Raw genomic sequence first — 19848 nt, 5'->3', positions numbered from 1 at the left:
CAATTATATAATAAAATTACGTCCATTTTCAGGAAAATATCTTTTAATTCATTGGTGTTTTTGTATTTTAGCTTTGTAAAGTAAATTATAATAAGAAATAAATTTTGAAAGTAAAGATAGATACCCTTAATTGGAGCATTCTCAACGCCCTTCAGAAAAATTCAAGAGCTTCCTTTGCAAGTATAGGCAGGGAAGTGGGTCTGACGCCTCCGGCTGTTGCAGAACGCGTTAAGAAAATGGAGGACCTTGGGATCATAGAAGGGTACCATGCCAGGGTAACTCATACTATGGCCGGGTATCAGTTAAAAGCGATCATCACCCTGAAAGCATTTATGGGTAAATTACGACCCTTTCTGACGCTTATTAAAACTTTAGATGAAGTGATCAATTGCTATCGCATCACTGGTAATGAAAATATTATCATGGAGGTAGTATTAAAAGATCAGTTTCACTTAGAGCAGTTCATAGATAAATTAATTCAGTACGGTGAAACCAGAACAAATATTATTCTATCAGATGTTGTAAAAGATGCGCCGATAAAGAAACGGGTCGAATAAATACAACTGAAAGCTTTAAGATTTCATTTATCTTTATCTTTAAAAGTTAATTTTTATAATGTTTTCGGGCTGGATTTTTTTATTTGTCATATTACCATGGTAGTAATTTAATTTTGGCCGGATTTTTGATAGTTTCACACCATATGAAGCAACTGTTATTTTCTTTAATGCTATTGGGTTGTATTTCTTTTAATGGTATGCATGCCCAGGATCTAAAGTTAAAGAAAGGAATTATTACAGACTCACTTAGTATTAACGACTCTATTCCTGAGAGTTTTGCTTTGTATCTTCCCTCTAGTTTTAATGGATCCAGTAAATGGCCAATCATTTTTGTTTTTGATTTAGAAGGCAATACCAAAAGGGTCTTGAGGCTATTTAAGGTAGCTGCTGAGAAAAATAACTATTTGCTGGCTGCTTCTAACAATGTTTCGGATAGCCTTTCAATAGCTCAAAATATTTTAATAGCCAGTAGAATGATTAATAAGGTAGCTTCAATGCTTCCGATTAACAATGACAGGGTGTATACGGCCGGATTTTCTTCGGGTGCAAAAATAGCAGCTTTGGCCCCAACATTTATAAAACAGATAGATGGGGTAATTTCTTTGGGATCTGCTGTACCCAATACCGAAATTCTAACCACTAGGAATTCTTTCCATTTTATAGGAATTGTAGGGAAAGAGGATTTTAATTATACTAATATGCTGGAAGGGAAACAGGCGTTAAATAAAATAAAGTTTCCAAATAATCTGCTGGTTTTTGATGGAGGGCATCAATGGCCAGACCAGCTGTATCTGGAAAAAGCCATGGAAATATTTTCACTTTCAGCTATGGCCAAAGGTAATATTGGAAAAGACGAAAACTTTATCAACACCAGCTTGAAACAAAACCTGCAAAAGGTTAACTCGCTCATTTCTGAGAAGCAAATGCTCAATGCTTATGAACGCCTGGTGGAAATAATAAAGATTTATCGTTCGCATATAAATGTGGACTCCCTGGTTAATAGGCGAAAGGAATTGAAAAAAGATAAAACTTACAGGGCGCAAAGACGGGCGGAAAACCTAGTTTTATTCAATGAATCTTTTATCAGAGACGACTATAATTTTAATCTGACAGAAGATATAACCACCCTTAATTACAACAATTTGGGATGGTGGAACTATCAGATGGGAGAGCTGAGAGAATACCAGAACAAAGCGAAATTGGTAGAAAAGCAGATGGGGAAAAGGTTAATCGGCTATTTAAATGCATTGGTAGAAGACAATATTGATATTGAACTGACCGAGTCCATAATTGATGAAGAAGCAGTACTTTTTTTATGGATGCTAAAAACAATTACGGATCCCCAAAATTATCAATACTACCTGAATATCATTTCTGTTAGTGCTAAGAATGAGGATTTCGGCACAGCGCTTTTTTACCTGGAAGAATTGCTTAAGAATGGTTATAAAAATAAAACTGAATTGTACGCAGTTGAGCACACTGCCCTTTTGAGAATTACTCCGGAGTTCAATAAAATTGTGGATGAATACCTGAAAGATGCCCGCTATGAAATCATTGAAGAATAAGATGGGGAAACCCATTGAGCTCCCAATTAATTACTAGACCCCTGGCCAATGATTCTGCAATGTCCTTCCCGTAAAGGTACTCACATAAGTACAAGGCAGCTTCAAAACTTTTTGCACCACCAGCCGAAGTAATATACTTGCCGTCATGAACAAAAAGCACACTGTCTGCTACCCTGAGTTGTGGAAACATTTCTTTGTATTTTGGGATATCGCTAGGAAATGTTGTTGATGTAACTTTGTCTAAAAGTCCGGCCTTGGCCAGTACAAACGCTCCATCACAATGCGATGTCATAAACATGGCGGACGTGTCAGTTTTTCTGATAAAAGCCAGCATTTCAATGTCCTCTAAATCCGAATCCAGATGATGTTCCGCACTGGGAACCACAAGAATATCAATTGGCGGAATACTATCACGGGTATAATCAAAGTCGGGCAATATCCGGACCCCTTCAAAGGTTACAATAGGCTCTAGTGTATTGGCCACGGTAAAGACATTCATAGCTTTGATATTTTTTCGGAATTTGGTATGCTGAAAAATATCGTAGGGGGCAGTAAATTCGGTATTATAGGTGCCATCCATAATCAGAAATGCCACGTTATAATTATCAGGATGAATCTCCGGGAAATATCTTTGCTCCTTATCTCCTGAAGGATTTTCTTGCCTTTTAGAGGTACAACCCAGTACAAGGAAAAGCACAAGAACAACAATGTGAGGAATTTTTAAAGCACCTGGGTTCATTTCTTCTTAAGTTGATTTCTAATTATTGGTACCCCAATGCGCTAAAAAATAATACGCAAATGCAGTAGTAATTGTGGAAATAGGTAATCTTACCGCGGTTGTTTGTAATCAAAACTAACCAAAAAAAAACCTATGTTGTATTTTTGATTTATAAAAATGAAACATGAATAGATCTTTAGTTGTTTTTGTTGTTCTGGGAAGCTTGTTGATATTTAATTGCAAAGACGGTAAAAGATATCACGAGACCACCATTACTGCGGTTCCGGAGCATTCTTCTGATATTGTAAGTGACATACTTGCTTTTCAGCATTCTCTGAATGAAGAATTCAGAAATCCGGAAACGTCACCCTTACCCGATAAATATCGAAAGAATTTTAAAGGGCTGGATTTTTTTCCTCCCGATACCAATTTTAGGGTGAAAGCTAATCTGCTGAGGACACCAGAAGCAATACCATTTATGATGCCTACGACAACGGATAGAAAATCTGAAGAAGTTCTTTACGGTATTGCCAGTTTTTTGTTACAGGGCAAGAGATATGAATTGGAAATCTATCAGAACCTGGAACTTATGACCGAAGAAGGTTATGAAGATTATCTTTTTCTTCCTTTTTTAGATACCACTAACGGGGAGGATACCTATAGCGGTGGAAGGTATATAGATTTGGCTATTCCAGGCGGAGATGATATAGTAATAGATTTCAATAAGGCCTATAATCCTTATTGCGCTTATAATAAAAAGTATTCTTGTCCGATCGTGCCTAAAGTAAACGAATTAAATACAGCTGTTGTTGCCGGAGTGAAGGAATTTAAGAAATAAAAAAAACCCCGATCGTGAGATCGGGGTCGACTTGAACTTACTAAATAACCAAACTTAACTAAACTATAAACATTATTTTAAAAGGCGTAAATAGCGGCTAGAACAAAGGATGATAGACTCTTGATTGGTTCTCCATCCGCATCCAGGAATGCATCATCAGATGCATTGTCCAAACGCAATTCTGGTTTGATAATCAGATCTCCAATGGTTGCACTTCCTGTTAGTGTTAGTGCAAATACACTAGAATCTTCCAACCCTGTTCCTATAGCTCCAAAATCACCTGTTTCTACAAAGTACTCACCTCTGAGACCTAGTGTGAAGTTTTCAGAAGTTTTTAGTTGTGGATAGAGGGCGCCTCCGGCAAATCCTGTGTCGTCCGATCCGTCAAAATAGGCGGCATTGATACCGAGGAAAAAGCTATCTGTAATATCAAATCCTCCGGTATAATCAATTTCGAAGGCCCCATCATCAGCTAACAAATTCAGGAACTGACCACTGTATCCCAATTGGGCACCGTAGGCATAAGTCCCGGTAGGGTTAAATTCTGTAAGGTCTGTGGGGTTCATCACAGCTAACATAGCAGACCAGTCATTACCCAGGTCAAAATCTACTTTCAAACCAGTATGGCTAAAAGGACCGTAGGAGAACAAATAGGAAGTGCTATAGTTAAAATTAGCAGCCGGAGAAATTACCTCATACCCTAAAAAGGTATTCCAGTTTCCAAAAGTAAATGTCACATTTTCACTCACATTCCAGTAAACGTATAACTGGTTTACAATATCACCTGTTGCCGAATAGAGGGGAGAGGCAAAAATTGCATCTGTTCCCCTGGGACCAAAAACAAGATCCCCTACAAAACCAACTTTCTCGCCTTCGTAGCTTACAATAACATTTGCCATACCCAAGGCAAATCCTGGTAGGTTTGCAAATGAACTACCCGGGGCTGAATAATTATCCCCTGAATTCGCCGAATTTAAGTTTGCCCTGTAGTAGGCATCTACTGTGCCACTTAGTGAAAATTTTGGCTCTTCTGATTCTTCTTCTTCCTGAGCATAAGTAAAACTCGAGATTAATAATGCTGCAAAAAGTAGAAATTTTACGTATTTTGTATTTGTAATCGTTTTCATATTTCAATATTTAAGGACTTCCCAATGGAAGTAGTTAGATGGTAAAAATTGATTTTCTTGAAATGGTTATTAAACGGAGCGTTCCGCCAAACGCTCCGTTTTTTAGTTTTATTAATGTTGATTCATTCTAAAGTCTGCATAAGCATCCATACCGTGTTCATGGATATCCAGTCCTTCCAGTTCTTCTTCTTTACTTACTCTTATGCCTACTGTGGCCTTAAGTGCATACAAGATGATAAAGGCTGTAATACAACAGAATGCGGCTGCTGCACCTACACCGGCCAGCTGGTATAAAAATTGATCAAAGCCTGCCATTGATCCAAAAATTCCAACAGCTAGCGTGCCCCAGATACCACAGATTAAGTGAACAGAAATAGCACCCACCGGATCATCCAGTTTTAATCTGTCTATTAGCGCAACACCAAGTACAATTATAACCCCTGCCAGTAATCCAATTACTATGGATTCCATTGGAGACATTAGATCTGCTCCTGCTGTAATACCTACCAGGCCTCCAAGAATTCCGTTTAAGAACATTGTTAAGTCGTAATTCTTGTAAAGTACCGTTGAGAATATAAAGGAACCAACACCACCTGCGGCTGCCGCAAGGCATGTTGTAACCAATACCAGGGAAGTTCCTGCCGGATCTGCCGATAGTACTGAACCTCCGTTAAACCCAAACCAGCCTAGCCAAAGAATCAATACACCACCCGCTGCAAGGGGTAGGTTATGTCCGGGGATAGCTCTGGTCTTCCCGTCTTCTCCAAACTTGCCAATTCTTGCTCCTAACAAGTAAACTGCTATTAAGGCGCCCCATCCTCCTACGGAGTGAACTAAAGTGGAACCTGCGAAATCGTAAAATCCGCCGTCATCGCCACCTAAAGTAGATAGGAAACCACCGCCCCACTGCCAGGATCCGACAATTGGGTAGATAAGGCCTACATATACAATTGTAAAAATCATAAATGGGCCAATCTTAATCCGTTCTGCAACTGCTCCTGACACAATTGTAGCCGCTGTTGCTGCGAACATCCCCTGGAATAAAAAGTCTGTCCAGTAGGTATAGCCTTCATTATAGCTCAAATCAAGAGCCCCGTCTGCGGTTAATGGCGCTTCTAGGCCAAATCCTGCAAATCCGATAAACCCGTTAAAATCTCCGGGATACATTAGGTTGAATCCTCCGATATAGTATAAGAGGAGTCCGACACATATTATAAATACATTTTTGAATAATATATTAATGGTATTTTTTTGTCTGGTTAGCCCGATTTCCAAAAAGGAGAATCCCATATGCATAAAGAATACGAGGGCCGTACAAACCATCATCCATAAGTTGTTTGCTGTAAATAATCCTGCTTCCATATTATAAAGTGTTGGTGAGTTTAAATTTTAGTTAATTCCGGCTTGGCCGTTTTCCTTGGTTCTTATTCGGTAGGCCTGGAGGACTTCGGATACGAATATCTTGCCGTCTCCAACGTTACCCGTGTAGGCCGATTCCAATAAGGTTTCTACTGTTCTTTCCAAAAATTCATCGGAAACTACTATAGATAAGTATCTGCGTTGAATATCAGATGTACTGTATGATATTCCCCTGTATACATGTCCTTGTTTTTCGTTCCCAACTCCGGTTACATCCCAGTAGCTAAAGAAATTGACCTCAATCTGATGGAGTGCTTTTTTGACATCATCAAATTTCGATTTCCGAATAATTGCTTCAATCTGTTTCATAGGTTTCATTTGTTGATTAAAGCGCAAATATAGTTTTAAAGAATTACCCCCCTAAAAAAATAGGGGTAGATTTTAAATTTTTATCATTTTTACAAAATTACCCCTATAAATTTGTGGGTAATACTTAAATGAATCTAAAAAATATTGAAATAATAATTCAAGAGTTTAGAATTTGAAATACATAATCTCGTTAAAAGGAAATAATGAAAGTTGAAGTGCATTTAATACATAAACTATATACATTAATATATAATGTATACAGACTTAAAAGTCCTGATCTAAAAAAATCTCGCAATCCACAGCCCCAATGCAACGGCAAGCAGGCCCAGGATGATACTACTAAGTGTATAAAGTGAAAAGTGAAAAAGTTCGCCGGCTTTTAATAAGGTATGTTTTTCAAATGCGAAAGCAGAAAAGGTGGTAAAACCACCGCAAAATCCGGTCGATAAGAGAAGCGTCTGACTTTGAGTAAGGTAATTGGATTTAAAGGAAAGGCCAAGCACTAGCCCAATCAGAAGGCAACCAATTACATTGACAAGAAATGTCCCTAAATAAAAATGTTGAAAATAGGAATTGAAGGTTTTGCTGATAAGAAATCGCAGACAACTGCCCAGGCCACCTCCTAGGAAAACAAGCAAAAGTTGTTTCATTTATGAATTACTAAATTTTAGTTTGCAGGGCCTGTTCAAATGTCTCAATATGTATATTGACAAATTGTAACATTAATCAGAATAACAACAAGATACTTCTACCCTTAAAACTTAAAGGTACAAACTATAAAGCAGTATAAAAATGTGAAAATGTAAAATAGAATTGGAGATGTCCAATATGTGTATTGCCCCGGGAACTGGTCGCAGCCTAGTTCATATTCCGACTTTTATCTACAGCGCTGAAAATTAAAAGTGCTGCATTTGCAATAATTAAAGCTAAAAGTATAACGAGAAAAGATGCCATTGACCGGATTTATTTAACATTACAACGCAAAATTACGTCTTTTCTTATATTATACGTGAGAAACCAGAATAATGTTGTCAACCCCTCAACTTTTGTGGTTAAAGCAATTTTTCAGGCTAATTCTTGAGTAGATATTTGATAATAAATAGAATAATTACGAATGTAATAAAGAATAGTCCAATCCATTTTACACCTTTATAATTTTTGTTGTGAAGTTTCTTGTCCCTTTTGTATGTCAGGAAGATGATAATTGCAAAAACGATAACAAAAAGCGACGCAAATACAAGTTGTCCTGTGCTAAACATATTATTACTTTTGCGCAAAGCTAATCTAAAACGGAGGAAATGAAAAGTAAAATTGACGCGGTAAAAGAATTTCACAATGCTTTTGGCTTAGGCGTATCAAATAGCCCTAAAGCGAACCTAGGGATGTCCAAAAACAGATTGCGCTTTAATCTGATGGATGAGGAAAATAAGGAATACTTCGAGGCGGCAGAGAACGATGATATTGTTGAAGTAGCAGATGCTCTTGGAGATATGTTGTATATCCTATGCGGAACAATACTTGAACATGGAATGCAGTATAAAATAGAAGAAGTTTTTGAAGAAATTCAGCGCAGTAATATGAGCAAACTAGGTATAGACGGGATGCCCATCTACAGAGATGATGGCAAGGTCCTTAAAGGCCCCTCCTATTTTAAGCCCGATATTAAGGCCATTCTGGATAAGTAACAGAAAAATGTCAGCAGGGTTAGCCGCTACTTTTAAATTCACACCTTATACCTCCATCCAAACGGATCTTCAGCCCTGTTGTATTGTATGTCTGTAATTCGTTTTTTTAGCAGCTCGGCATAACTGCTTCCCAATTCAGGCAGATCATAATCTGTGCCTCTGTAACCAAAGGCACTTATTGGTGATACCACAGCCGCCGTACCAGCCCCAAACATTTCCTTTAGCCTTCCGGATTTCGCCGCCTCAACCAATTCTGATACCGTTATTTTCCGCACCTCTGTTTTAATACCTTCGTCCCTGGCAATTTCCAGAATACTCTTTCGGGTTATCCCATCTAAAATTCTGTCGCTGGTAGGTCCTGTGATCAGGGTGTCATCTATTCGGATAAATATATTCATGGCCCCCGCCTCTTCTATATATTCATGCTTATTGTCATCGGTCCAAATTACCTGATTATACCCTTTTTCAGCAGCTAACTGTGTAGGGTAGAACTGACCAGCATAATTACCACCGGCCTTTGCATAGCCAACACCACCATTGGCGGATCTGGAATAATGCTCTTCTATCAGTACCCTAACCTTACCTGAAAAGTAAGCTCCTGAAGGAGCGCAGGCAATTACAAATGTATATTCGTCAGCAGGAGAAGCGTGGAATCCCTCACCAGATGCAAATATAAAAGGTCTAATGTAAAGGGAACTCCCGGCAGTGGTCGGAATCCATTGCTCGTCTAGCTGCAACAAAGTCTTTAAACCCTCCATGAAGTATTCTTCCGGAAGTTCAGGAATTGCAATTCTTTTAGCAGAAATATTAAGACGTTTCTGATTTTCTAATGGGCGAAATAACCAAATGTTATCTTCCTCATCCTTGTATGCCTTCATACCCTCAAAAACAGATTGGCCATAATGAAATATCTTAGCTGAAGGATCCAGGGTAATGGGTTGATAGGGCATTATTTGTGGTGCTTCCCATTGTCCGTTTTTATAGTTGCAAACCAACATATGGTCTGTAAAAACTTTTCCAAAAGCCAGGTTTTCAAAATCTACCTTATCTATTTTGGAGGATTTTGCCTTATGTACAACAATATTATTAACTGTGGTGTTCATTTATCATCCGATTTTCAGGAATAAAATTAAACAATTATCACTAGGGTAGACTTCTTTTTCTCTTCAAAAATCACCAGTTTTGTATAAGAATAAAAATTATTGTCAATTATGAAGAGTTTTAACATATTCCTTGTGTTTTTAGTAGTGTTGGTTAGCTGTAAACCAGAGGTAAAAGCCGATAAGACTATTGAAGATAAGCCTGTTGCCGTGAAATATACTGCAGTAGGAAAGCAGATTGATGATTCGGGAGCACAACTATCGGTTGCAATGACCGATACGTACAAAGGGCTTCAGGTATCGGATACATTGAAAACTAAGTTTAAAGCCGAAGTTATAGAGGTTTGTCAGGCAAAAGGATGTTGGATGAAAGTGCAGTTAGAGGACGGGCAGGAAACCATGGTAAGATTTAAGGACTATGGGTTCTTTGTCCCTAAAGATATTGCGGGGAAAGAAGTAGTATTAAATGGCCTCGCATTTGTTGAGGAAATGAGTGTTGAGGACCAAAGACATTATGCCAAAGATGCAGGGAAATCTGATGAGGAAATTGCCCAAATTACCGCGCCGAAAAAAACTTTTGGTTTTGAAGCAGACGGCCTGTTGATCCTGAATTAGGTGAAAAGGGAAATCATTACTACAAAAGACGGTTCAACCACCATTCATATAGTAGATTGGGATGAGCATTACCATTCTAAACATGGTGCTATTCAGGAAGCCTATCATGTTTTTATAGACCATGGACTGTCTGCAATTAATAAAAAGCAGTTATCCATATTAGAAATGGGTTTTGGTACCGGCTTAAATGCCTTTATTACTTTGCTCGAAGCCCGGAAAAGAAAACTTCATATAGATTATGTAGGTATAGAAGCCTATCCCGTATTGCCTGAGGAATTAGGGCAGCTGAATTATTCTAAGTTACTTCATGCTGAGGATCAACAACATCAATTTGATAAAATGCACAGCTGTCCCTGGGAGAAGCCCTGCAGTATTTCAGACTATTTTGGTCTTTTAAAAAGGCAAACAGACTTTAGAGAGATACAGGACAAGGATAAGTTTAATCTCATTTATTTTGACGCTTTTGGGGCAAGGGTACAGCCAGAATTGTGGACAGAATTAATATTTCAGAAGATGTATAATGCCCTATGTCCCCAGGGAGTACTGGTAACCTACGCGGCAAAGGGTAGCGTTCGCAGAGCTATGCTCGCAGTAGGATTTGAAGTAGAAAGACTTCCGGGGCCTCCCGGTAAACGGGAGATGCTCAGGGCCACTAAACCCTGATTTATACAAGCGTGCTTTAAACCTCTGATGGGCTTAATGGTCTTTAGAGTGTTAAAGCTAAATTAAACCTGTATCGGGCTCTCTTCAAAACCAATATCTTTACAAAAAATGAGCGATGAAGATCTTGATTACCGGGGCAACAGGATTGGTGGGTACGGCATTAGCAGCGTTGTGCCGATCCAGAAATATAGATGTCAATTACCTTACTACAAACAAGAATAAAATTATCTCAATTAAAGGGCAGCAGGGGTTTTACTGGAACCCTGAAGAAGGTCAGATAAATGGGGATTGCTTTAATGGCGTTAGCGCAATTGTTAACCTGGCGGGTGCCAGTATTTCTAAAAGATGGTCCAGGGCAAATAAAAAAGTAATTCTAAATAGCCGAATTAATAGCCTGAGAACATTGTATAAAGGTTTGGAGAGTACAGACAGGAGCACAATAACAACTTTTGTATCTGCCTCTGCTATTGGTCGTTACCCAGATTCGCTTATAAACTACTTTACCGAAAAGGAAATGGAAGTTGATAATAGTTTTCTGGGTGAAGTAGTGGAAGCCTGGGAAAATGAAATAGGCAGGTTCCAGGCACTAAACATTAATGTGGCACAAATCAGGGTTGGGTTAGTACTTTCCAAATTTGGAGGCGCATTGCCCCAAATGGCAAAACCAATTCGCAATTATATAGGAGCTCCAATTGGATCGGGAATGCAATGGCAATCCTGGATACATATCGATGATTTGGCCAGAATGTTTCTCTTTGTAATAGAACACAATCTTGAGGGAACATTTAATGGGGTAGCACCAAATCCGGTAACCAATGCCAAGCTGGTAAAGGAAATTGCTACCGTACTTGAAAAACCCCTGATTTTCCCGAATGTGCCAAAATTCTTGTTGAAAATAGTTCTTGGTGAAATGTCTTATCTCCTCTTTGCCAGTCAACGCGTGAGTAGCAAGAAAATTGAAAAAGCCGGATTCGACTTTGATTACCAAAACATAAATGGTGCATTGCAGCATATCTACGGTAAAGAAGAGAAACAGGAAAATATTGATCCTTTAATCAATTAATAACCTTTTTTAGGCGGTATTGCACTTCATTGTTCCTAATTATTGATCCTACGAACCCCGATGGGATCTTTTTTTGTGACATTTTGACATTTCTAAAGAATTGGCAGTACTTTTGCCATCCTAATTCCAGGTTTTAAAAAGTGATACTAAATGAGTAAAAAAGATAAAGCATCCACTGCAGATGAAATTTTAGATCAGCAAGTTGATACTAATGATTTGAGTCAGGAAGAAGCAGAAGTTGATGATAATGGAGAGGAAATGAATACGATTACAGAAGAAGAGCAATTAAAAGAAGATCTTGCCAAAGAAAAGGACAGATTTCTAAGACTTTTTGCGGAGTTCGAAAATTTTAAAAAACGGACCTCAAAAGAGAGGATGGAACTCTTTAAAACAGCTGGCCAGGAAGTAATTGTCTCTCTCTTACCGGTAATGGACGATTTTGACCGTGCCCTGCTGGAGATTTCTAAATCAGAGGATAAGGAAATGTACACGGGGGTAGAACTCATTAGAAATAAGTTAAAGGAGACGCTGAAATCTAAAGGATTAGAAGAGATAAAAATTAAGGCTGGCGATACTTTTGATGCCGAAGTACACGATGCGATTACCCAAATTCCCGCGCCTAACAAAAAGCTCAAAGGGAAAATTATTGATGTAGTTGAGAAAGGTTTTAAACTGGGAGATAAGATCATCAGGCACCCAAAGGTGGTTGTAGGAAATTAAAATATTGCGATGAAGCAGGATTATTATGAAATATTAGGAATTGACAAGAATGCCTCCGCAGCGGAAATAAAAAAGGCATACCGCAAAAAGGCCATTGAGCATCACCCGGATAAAAATCCAGGCGACAGTAAGTCAGAAGAGCTTTTCAAAAAAGCGGCAGAGGCCTATGAAGTGCTAAGCGACCCTGATAAAAAAGCGCGTTATGACCAATTTGGGCATGCGGCCTTTGAAGGTGGCGGCTTTGGTGGTGGAAGTATGAATATGGAAGACATATTTAGTCAGTTCGGAGATATTTTTGGCAGTGCTTTTGGAGGTGGTTTTAGTGGCTTTGGTGGTTTTGGAGGTGGCGGCCAACGAAGAGTTAAGGGGAGTAACCTCAGGATTCGGGTACAACTCACTTTAGAAGAGGTAGCCCATGGAGTTGAAAAGAAAGTCAAGGTTAAAAGGAAAGTTCAGGCAGACGGGGTAACATACAAAACCTGTAGCACCTGTAATGGGCAGGGACAGGTCACCAAAATCACAAATACTATTCTGGGCAGAATGCAGACAGCAGCTACCTGTAGTAGTTGCGGAGGTAGTGGCCAGATGATAGATAAACGTCCTTCAGATGCCGATGGGCAGGGATTAAAGGTTGCCGAAGAGACGGTGGCAATAAAAATTCCGGCTGGCGTAGAAGAAGGGATGCAGCTAAAAGTTTCTGGAAAAGGAAATGAAGCTCCTGGTAATGGTGTTTCCGGTGATTTGTTGGTAGCTATTGAGACGCTGGAACACCCTACATTAAAACGCGAAGGAGATAACCTCCATTATGATCTCTATATCAGTATTTCTGAAGCTGTCCTGGGGACCTCTAAAGAAATAGATGCGGTAACAGGTAAAGTCCGGATTAAATTGGAATCGGGAATACAGTCTGGTAAAATATTACGCTTAAGGGGCAAAGGTATCTCCAGTATTAATGGATATGGCAGTGGCGATTTATTAGTACATGTAAATGTCTGGACCCCGAAGGAATTGAATAAGGAACAGCGAGAATTCTTTGAAAAAATGCATAATAATGAGAATTTTGAGCCAAAACCGGAAAAATCTGACAAATCCTTCTTTGAAAAGGTTAAGGATATGTTCTCTTAACGAATTAAAATTTGCCTTTTAAATAAAAAACGTATATTTGATTTAATATTGGGCAACCAATATTAATTTTCTTTTTCATAGCAATTTTTTTCCCATCCTTAATCTTTTTTAAGGATGGGTTTTGCTTTAATAGGGTTATGCTACGCTTGTGCAACCCTTAATTAAAGAAGTATTTTTTGTAATTCCCGATGAACGGAAAGGGATTTTTGAGAATGGATTTAACGATGTAGACAGCATATTCTTTTCCGGCTAATTGCCCTAATGTTCATTTACTGCAGAAGAATTAAATGCCTCTCTGGTGTACAAAATACAAATACCCAAAATTTTATGGGGGCATTTCTATATCTTTGCCGAAAATGCCTGCATGAACACTATTTTGGTCGCAAAAGAGGTAACCAAAAAATTTGGGGAACATACTGCACTTAACAAGGTATCCCTGGAAATCCCGAAAAACAGTATTTATGGGCTCTTAGGTCCGAATGGAGCCGGAAAGACCACACTTATCAGGATCATCAATCAAATTACATATCCGGACAACGGACAGGTATTTTTTGATGGGGAACTTTTACAGCCTCATCATATCGCCATGATTGGATACTTACCTGAAGAAAGAGGGCTTTATAAAAGCATGAAGGTTGGGGAACAGGCACTTTATCTGGCGCAGCTAAAAGGGCTGAGTAAGGTGGAAGCCAAAAAAAGGCTTAAATATTGGTTCGAAAAATTAGAAATTGGAGATTGGTGGAATAAGAAAGTACAGGAATTATCTAAGGGGATGGCCCAAAAGATCCAATTCATCGTCACTGTATTACATCAGCCAAAACTGCTCATATTTGATGAGCCATTCAGCGGTTTCGATCCTATTAATGCCAATATTATTAAAGACGAGATAATCAACCTTAAAAATGATGGCGCCTCTATCATATTTTCTACCCATCGTATGGAAAGTGTTGAAGAGCTATGTGAGCATATTGCCCTTTTGCACAATGCCGAGAAAATACTTGACGGGAAACTTTCTGACATTAAAAATCAATACAAAAACAATATTTATAAAGTAGGGTTAGAGGTAGAGGGCAGGGAGCGTTTTATCGCGGAGCTGTCGGATAAGTTTTTGGTCACGGAGGCGGTTATGGATCGGATGGATCAACAAATAGATTTTCTGGTACAGCTTCCATCTGAGGATTCCAGGGAATTTCTGACCTATGTATCTGAGAAAGCCAAGGTGCACAGTTTTATAGAGACCATACCATCGGCCAACGATATTTTTATTCAAACGGTTCAAACAAAAAGTACAGATGAATAAATTAGGACTTATCATAAAACGAGAATACCTGGCCAAGGTCAGGAATAAATCGTTTGTCATTATGACATTTTTGAGTCCCATCCTTATGGTAGGGATGATTGTGCTCATAGCTTATCTGACCAAGATCAACGATAGTGAAATAAGAATAATTGCCGTATTGAACCAAAGCGATTATTTCAGTACAGATTTCGCAACTACGGAAAGCACTGCCTATATCAATTTTAAAGGTATATCTATCGAGGAAGCTAGAGATTCTACCCTTAGTTCAGGTTTTTACGGGCTGTTACATATTCCTGACAATAGTGAGCTGGAACGCGTGGCCGGAAACGCCTTTTTCTATACTAAAGAAGCTCCCAGTACCGCGATTGTAGATAAATTAGAAGATATATTTCAGGAGCGCCTTCGTCAACGCAAGCTTATAGATCTTGGGGTCACCGCAGAAGAGTACGCGGCCATTGACAATAAATTTGAAATTAAGACCGCAACCTTTGCAGGAGAGCAAAATCTCAAAGGACTCAATGAAATAAAGGCAATCATCGGGGGTAGTTTTGGCTACCTCATTATGATGTTCATAATTATATATGGCGGCTTTGTAATGCGAAGTGTTATTGAAGAGAAGACCAGCAGAATTATTGAAGTAATTATTTCATCTGTAAAGCCTTTTCAATTGATGCTGGGAAAGATCATAGGCACTTCCCTGGCGGGCATAACGCAATTTGGAATTTGGATTATTTCTGCCTCACTGCTGCTGCTAGTAGTGGTATACAGTTTTGGGGTAGACCCCTCCGGGCTTAGTGAGGCGGCTACTCTACCTTCTGATACTGTTGCACAGATGACGGCAACTCCTGCTGCTACGGATACCATGCAGCTATATGCAGAAGAACTCTATAAAATACCGTGGCTGATGCTCATTAGTTTTTTTGTGGTGTACTTTCTTCTGGGTTATTTGATCTATAGCTCGATTTACGCAGCCATTGGTGCTGCTGTTGATAATGAAACAGATACGCAGCAATTTATTTTTCCGATAATTCTACCTTTAATGCTTGCCATTTACGTTGGTTTCTTTTCTGTTTTTAGCAATCCACATGGCCCTATAGCGGTTGGGTTCTCTTTATTCCCGCTAACCTCCCCCATTGTGATGTTGATGCGTCTTCCCGGCGGAATAGGCGAGGGAGGGGTTCCCATTTGGCAATTACTTACCTCCATTGCTGTTTTGATCATTACCTTTATAGGAATTGTCTGGCTCGCTGCCAAAATATACCGAGTTGGGATATTGATGTACGGCAAAAAACCCACTTACAGAGAATTGTTTAAATGGCTAAAATATTAATATGGAAAAATTACAGAATATCCTTAGCTCCATTAAGAAGTTTTTGTCTTATAACATTTTTGATAGTGAAAATATAGATATTACTGTAGGCACCCTGTTAGCAGTGATAGTTGCATTAATTGTAACTACTTACCTGTTAAAGTTGATCCATAAACTGGTAACTGCCAAATTACCGGTGGAAGACAAGAATAAATTCGTAAGTATTTTTGGCTTTTTTAAATACCTGTTATATATATTAATTGTTATAACAGTTTTACATTCCTCGGGAGTAAATTTAACCGTTTTACTCACTGCCTCGGCAGCCTTGTTTGTTGGTATCGGTTTTGCCCTGCAGTATTTATTCCAGGATATCATCTCGGGGATAATGATGATCATGGATCAGTCGTTGCATGTAGGGGATATTATAGAAGTAGATAATAAGGTAGGACGGGTATTTGAAATAAGATTAAGAACCACCAGGGCAATTACTAGAGATGACAAGGTGATTGTAATTCCAAACCACATATTCCTGACAGATTCTATTTATAACTATACACAGAATCATAATACCACAAGAGAGGCCATTAGAGTAGGAGTGGCCTATGGCAGTGATGTACATTTGGTTACAGATATTCTGATGCAATGTGTTGACAGTCATGATGGTGTTTTAAAAAGCCCGAAACCTTTTGTTCTCTTCGATGATTTCGGGGATTCAGCACTGCAGTTTTCCGTTCATTTTTATATAACGGATAGTTTTTTAGACCCAAAAATAAAAAGCAATATTCGGTATATGATAGATGCCGAATTCCGTAAAAACAACGTTACTATTCCTTTTCCGCAGAGAGATGTGCATTTATATGCATCACAACCTATTAAACATAGCAATATAATAACTGCACCAAACGTTCAGGAGGGGTAATATGTTGAAAAAGACCCATTTTCTTTATATAAATCTTCTGTTTGGTTTCTTCTGCTTCTCCCAAAGTACAGATATACTTCGGGCAGAGTATACGGTACTGCCTAAAACCACAACCGATATAGATGTCGCCCGTTATCGTTTTCTGGTAAATATTCCATTTAAACTAAAAACAGATAAATATCTGGTTACAGGGGCGGAATACAATCTAATAGATTTTGATAGTTCTGCAGCACTTCCATTTGATCTAGAGGAATTAAACACCTTGCATATTATAGACCTTAATCTGGGTTACATTACCAAATGGAATGATAATTGGCGATTTGTCGGAATTGTAAGCCCAAGGATAGCCTCAAATCTTGTGGAGAGTATTACTATAGACGATTTAAGGTTAAACCTCACAGCTACCCTCTGGAAAGAAAGAAAGGATATAGAAAAGCCGTTTAGACTGATCTTAGGACTAACCTATAACAGTACAACAGGGCTGCCGGTACCGCTTCCATTAATTAGCTATTATAAAAGGTTTCACCCCAACTGGTCTTATACCCTGGGTATCCCCAGAATGAATTTTAAATATCACATAAATAAAAGGCACACTTTACAAACGGCACTATTATTGGATGGGTATTTTGTAAATGCCCAAAATGATATTTTATTACCGGATGATGAAATAGGTTCGTCCATATCACTTTCGGCACTGGTGGGCGCTTTTGGTTACCAATATAACATAACTAAGAGCATGTCGTTTTACGGTCTTGCAGGATTTACCCTGAGCCGAAAAGGATTATTACGCGATGATAAAAGGAATAATGTTTTTATCTTGAGCGAAGAAGGTAGCCTGTACTTTAAAACAGGTTTTAAAATTGCAATTTTTTAAAGAGAAACATATGTCTAAAATTTTAGTAATTGAAGATGAATCCGCTATCAGAAGGGTTTTGGTTAAGATCCTTAGTGAAGAAAATGATACCTATGTAGTAGAAGAAGCCGAAGACGGGAGTAGGGGACTGGACATGATTAAAAAGAACGACTATGATCTTGCGCTTTGTGATATTAAGATGCCAAAAATGGATGGAGTTGAAGTGCTCCAGGCCGCTCGAAAATTAAAACCGGAAATTCCTTTTATAATGATCTCCGGTCATGGAGATCTGGATACCGCAGTAAACACTATGAGGCTTGGTGCTTTTGACTATATTTCCAAACCGCCAGACCTGAACAGGCTGCTTACCACCGTACGTAATGCTTTGGACCGCAAGGAGCTGGTTGTTGAGAATACCATTCTTAAGAAGAAGGTGAGTAAGAATTATGAAATGGTAGGTGAAAGCAAGGCCATTGGCGATATTAAGGATATAATTGACAAAGTAGCGCCAACTGATGCCAGAGTACTCATTACTGGTTCTAATGGTACTGGAAAAGAGTTGGTGGCGCATTGGATTCATCAAAAAAGCGAACGCAGCAGTGGGCCGTTTATAGAGGTAAATTGTGCTGCAATTCCTTCCGAACTCATAGAAAGTGAGCTTTTCGGACATGTTAAAGGGGCATTTACTTCGGCGGTTCGCGACAGGGCTGGTAAGTTTGAAGCCGCTAATAAGGGGACTATATTTCTGGATGAGATTGGAGATATGAGCCTTTCGGCCCAGGCCAAAGTATTAAGAGCCCTTCAGGAAAATAAAATTTCGCGTGTAGGTACTGATAAAGACATAAAAGTGGATGTCAGGGTGGTAGCTGCCACCAATAAAGATTTAAGCAAGGAGATTGCCGAGGGAAGATTCAGAGAAGATTTGTATCACCGTCTGGCTGTAATACTGATCAAAGTTCCTGCATTAAATGACAGAAGAGACGATATCCCTATCCTTATAGAACACTTTGCCAAAAAAATAGCGGCCGAACAAGGAACGGTTCAGAAGAAATTTTCGAAAAAGGCCATCACTTTGTTAAAAAGCTATGACTGGACAGGAAATATCAGGGAGTTGCGCAATGTAGTTGAAAGACTCATTATTCTTGGTAATGCGGAAGTCTCTGAAGATGATGTAAAACTATTCGCCAGTAAATAGACTGGATTTACAGGGCGAGTATGCATAAACAATGCCGTTTATTTTTGTGCGCAGTGCTGTAATTTCTTTAGCGCTTCAGCCGTAATTTCTTTTGTCCTGAGATTATAGTATTTCTTGGCCTCTGTAAGATCTGGCTTAAGTAACTGCTGCTCGCAATGATTGAAAATTCTGTTTGCAAATGCATATGCTTCTTTGCATTCTACAGATCGAACAACTTCATCCAGGGAATTTTGAAAATTAATTAGTGACCTATCAATTTTTTCTTCAAGAAGTTTACCCCGAGGTTGTTTCATACTTAATTTGGCTTTCACAGCGTCTGTGGTATTTATAGCCAGGAGGTCATTAGAATATTCGCTATTGTGCATAAGTTCGTGCTCATCTAGCTCATCCAGGCTTATTAGAGTATTTTCCAATGCCCGGTTCAATAAGATCTTTGTGCCGTCAAGAGATGCCACTCTGGTAGCCAGTTTTAGATTATCAAGTCCTTTATAAATACTTTTCAAAGCAGCGTCGCAACCACAGTCTTCAAATTGCTTTTTAGACTTAACAATGGCATTTAGTGCCTTGTAAGCATAGAACCTGGAAGAATTAATATTTTCGGCCTCCAAAGCTTTCTGAGTTTGTGACCTGACATAGCCAATATTGGAGCCTGCATATTCACATGCCTTGTTGTCATCAAACGAGGAAAAGATGAAAAATATGGAAATACACAAAAGTAGATGATGTGTTTTCATAGCGTAATGTGTTGATTATGTAAAATTTAGGCAG

General features: G+C 38.8%; 21 protein-coding genes. 14 read left to right on the top strand and 7 right to left on the bottom strand.

Annotated elements, in window-relative coordinates; translation table 11 throughout:
* The first annotated feature begins 104 nt into the window (after positions 1 to 104).
* Positions 105 to 557 (top strand): Lrp/AsnC family transcriptional regulator, encoded by a 453-nt coding sequence (locus tag J1G40_RS15175; protein WP_265243509.1) that lies wholly within the window; start codon positions 105 to 107, stop codon positions 555 to 557.
* 143 nt (positions 558 to 700) lie between these two features.
* Positions 701 to 2122, top strand: a complete 1422-nt coding sequence (locus J1G40_RS15170; RefSeq protein WP_265243508.1) for an alpha/beta hydrolase — start codon at positions 701 to 703, stop codon at positions 2120 to 2122.
* On the opposite strand, the gene J1G40_RS15165 is transcribed toward J1G40_RS15170, so the two are convergent.
* Entirely contained in the window at positions 2109 to 2861 is a 753-nt protein-coding gene (locus J1G40_RS15165; protein ID WP_265243507.1) for a DJ-1/PfpI family protein, read from the bottom strand. The genes J1G40_RS15170 and J1G40_RS15165 overlap by 14 nt on opposite strands.
* A 163-nt stretch (positions 2862 to 3024) precedes the next feature.
* On the opposite strand from J1G40_RS15165, the gene J1G40_RS15160 reads away from it, so the two are divergent.
* Entirely contained in the window at positions 3025 to 3678 is a 654-nt protein-coding gene (locus J1G40_RS15160; RefSeq protein ID WP_265243506.1) for a DUF1684 domain-containing protein, read from the top strand.
* Positions 3679 to 3755: 77 nt separating this feature from the next.
* Here J1G40_RS15160 and J1G40_RS15155 read toward each other — a convergent pair whose 3' ends face one another.
* From J1G40_RS15155 to crcB, 4 genes are all read right to left on the bottom strand, one after another.
* Complete coding sequence (locus tag J1G40_RS15155) at positions 3756 to 4805, bottom strand: porin (protein ID WP_265243505.1); 1050 nt, start codon at positions 4803 to 4805, stop codon at positions 3756 to 3758.
* A gap of 111 nt (positions 4806 to 4916) precedes the next feature.
* Positions 4917 to 6167, bottom strand: a complete 1251-nt coding sequence (locus J1G40_RS15150; protein ID WP_265243504.1) for an ammonium transporter — start codon at positions 6165 to 6167, stop codon at positions 4917 to 4919.
* Between the two features lie 27 nt (positions 6168 to 6194).
* Positions 6195 to 6533, bottom strand: coding sequence for a P-II family nitrogen regulator (locus J1G40_RS15145; RefSeq protein WP_265243503.1), 339 nt, complete (start codon positions 6531 to 6533; stop codon positions 6195 to 6197).
* 278 nt (positions 6534 to 6811) lie between these two features.
* Positions 6812 to 7183: a fluoride efflux transporter CrcB gene (gene crcB, locus J1G40_RS15140; RefSeq protein WP_265243502.1), complete on the bottom strand. Its 372-nt coding sequence runs from the start codon at positions 7181 to 7183 to the stop codon at positions 6812 to 6814.
* Between the two features lie 648 nt (positions 7184 to 7831).
* Between crcB and J1G40_RS15130 the strand changes: the two genes are divergently transcribed.
* Complete coding sequence (locus J1G40_RS15130) at positions 7832 to 8218, top strand: nucleoside triphosphate pyrophosphohydrolase family protein (RefSeq protein ID WP_265243500.1); 387 nt, start codon at positions 7832 to 7834, stop codon at positions 8216 to 8218.
* Between the two features lie 38 nt (positions 8219 to 8256).
* Here J1G40_RS15130 and J1G40_RS15125 read toward each other — a convergent pair whose 3' ends face one another.
* Positions 8257 to 9321, bottom strand: a complete 1065-nt coding sequence (locus J1G40_RS15125; RefSeq protein ID WP_265243499.1) for a branched-chain amino acid aminotransferase — start codon at positions 9319 to 9321, stop codon at positions 8257 to 8259.
* 108 nt (positions 9322 to 9429) lie between these two features.
* On the opposite strand from J1G40_RS15125, the gene J1G40_RS15120 reads away from it, so the two are divergent.
* From J1G40_RS15120 to J1G40_RS15075, 10 genes are all read left to right on the top strand, one after another.
* Positions 9430 to 9933 carry a DUF4920 domain-containing protein gene (locus tag J1G40_RS15120; RefSeq protein ID WP_265243498.1) on the top strand — a complete coding sequence of 168 codons (504 nt, stop codon included), beginning with the start codon at positions 9430 to 9432 and terminating at the stop codon, positions 9931 to 9933.
* Positions 9934 to 10596, top strand: a complete 663-nt coding sequence (mnmD, locus tag J1G40_RS15115; protein WP_265243497.1) for a tRNA (5-methylaminomethyl-2-thiouridine)(34)-methyltransferase MnmD — start codon at positions 9934 to 9936, stop codon at positions 10594 to 10596.
* 115 nt (positions 10597 to 10711) lie between these two features.
* Complete coding sequence (locus tag J1G40_RS15110; RefSeq protein ID WP_265243496.1) at positions 10712 to 11659, top strand: TIGR01777 family oxidoreductase; 948 nt, start codon at positions 10712 to 10714, stop codon at positions 11657 to 11659.
* A gap of 150 nt (positions 11660 to 11809) precedes the next feature.
* A complete protein-coding gene (locus J1G40_RS15105) occupies positions 11810 to 12379 on the top strand; it encodes a nucleotide exchange factor GrpE (protein WP_265243495.1) in 570 nt (189 codons plus the stop codon).
* A gap of 9 nt (positions 12380 to 12388) precedes the next feature.
* Positions 12389 to 13504, top strand: a complete 1116-nt coding sequence (gene dnaJ / locus J1G40_RS15100) for a molecular chaperone DnaJ (protein ID WP_265243494.1) — start codon at positions 12389 to 12391, stop codon at positions 13502 to 13504.
* 364 nt (positions 13505 to 13868) lie between these two features.
* Positions 13869 to 14804: an ABC transporter ATP-binding protein gene (locus tag J1G40_RS15095; protein ID WP_265243493.1), complete on the top strand. Its 936-nt coding sequence runs from the start codon at positions 13869 to 13871 to the stop codon at positions 14802 to 14804.
* Entirely contained in the window at positions 14797 to 16134 is a 1338-nt protein-coding gene (locus tag J1G40_RS15090) for an ABC transporter permease (protein ID WP_265243492.1), read from the top strand. Before J1G40_RS15095 ends, J1G40_RS15090 begins: the two co-directional genes overlap by 8 nt.
* Position 16135: 1 nt before the next feature.
* Positions 16136 to 17032, top strand: a complete 897-nt coding sequence (locus J1G40_RS15085; protein WP_265243491.1) for a mechanosensitive ion channel family protein — start codon at positions 16136 to 16138, stop codon at positions 17030 to 17032.
* Position 17033: 1 nt separating this feature from the next.
* Entirely contained in the window at positions 17034 to 17906 is an 873-nt protein-coding gene (locus J1G40_RS15080) for a DUF6268 family outer membrane beta-barrel protein (protein WP_265243490.1), read from the top strand.
* A 10-nt stretch (positions 17907 to 17916) separates the two neighbouring features.
* Positions 17917 to 19080 carry a sigma-54-dependent transcriptional regulator gene (locus J1G40_RS15075; RefSeq protein ID WP_265243489.1) on the top strand — a complete coding sequence of 388 codons (1164 nt, stop codon included), beginning with the start codon at positions 17917 to 17919 and terminating at the stop codon, positions 19078 to 19080.
* 38 nt (positions 19081 to 19118) lie between these two features.
* Here J1G40_RS15075 and J1G40_RS15070 read toward each other — a convergent pair whose 3' ends face one another.
* Positions 19119 to 19814 (bottom strand): hypothetical protein, encoded by a 696-nt coding sequence (locus J1G40_RS15070; RefSeq protein WP_265243488.1) that lies wholly within the window; start codon positions 19812 to 19814, stop codon positions 19119 to 19121.
* Positions 19815 to 19848: the final 34 nt, after the last annotated feature.

It is taken from the genome of Muriicola sp. Z0-33 (assembly GCF_026126425.1).
GTDB lineage: Bacteria > Bacteroidota > Bacteroidia > Flavobacteriales > Flavobacteriaceae > JAFMPW01.
The sequence above is the reverse complement of the archived record's forward strand: the minus strand, read 5'-3'. Positions and strand labels throughout refer to the sequence as shown.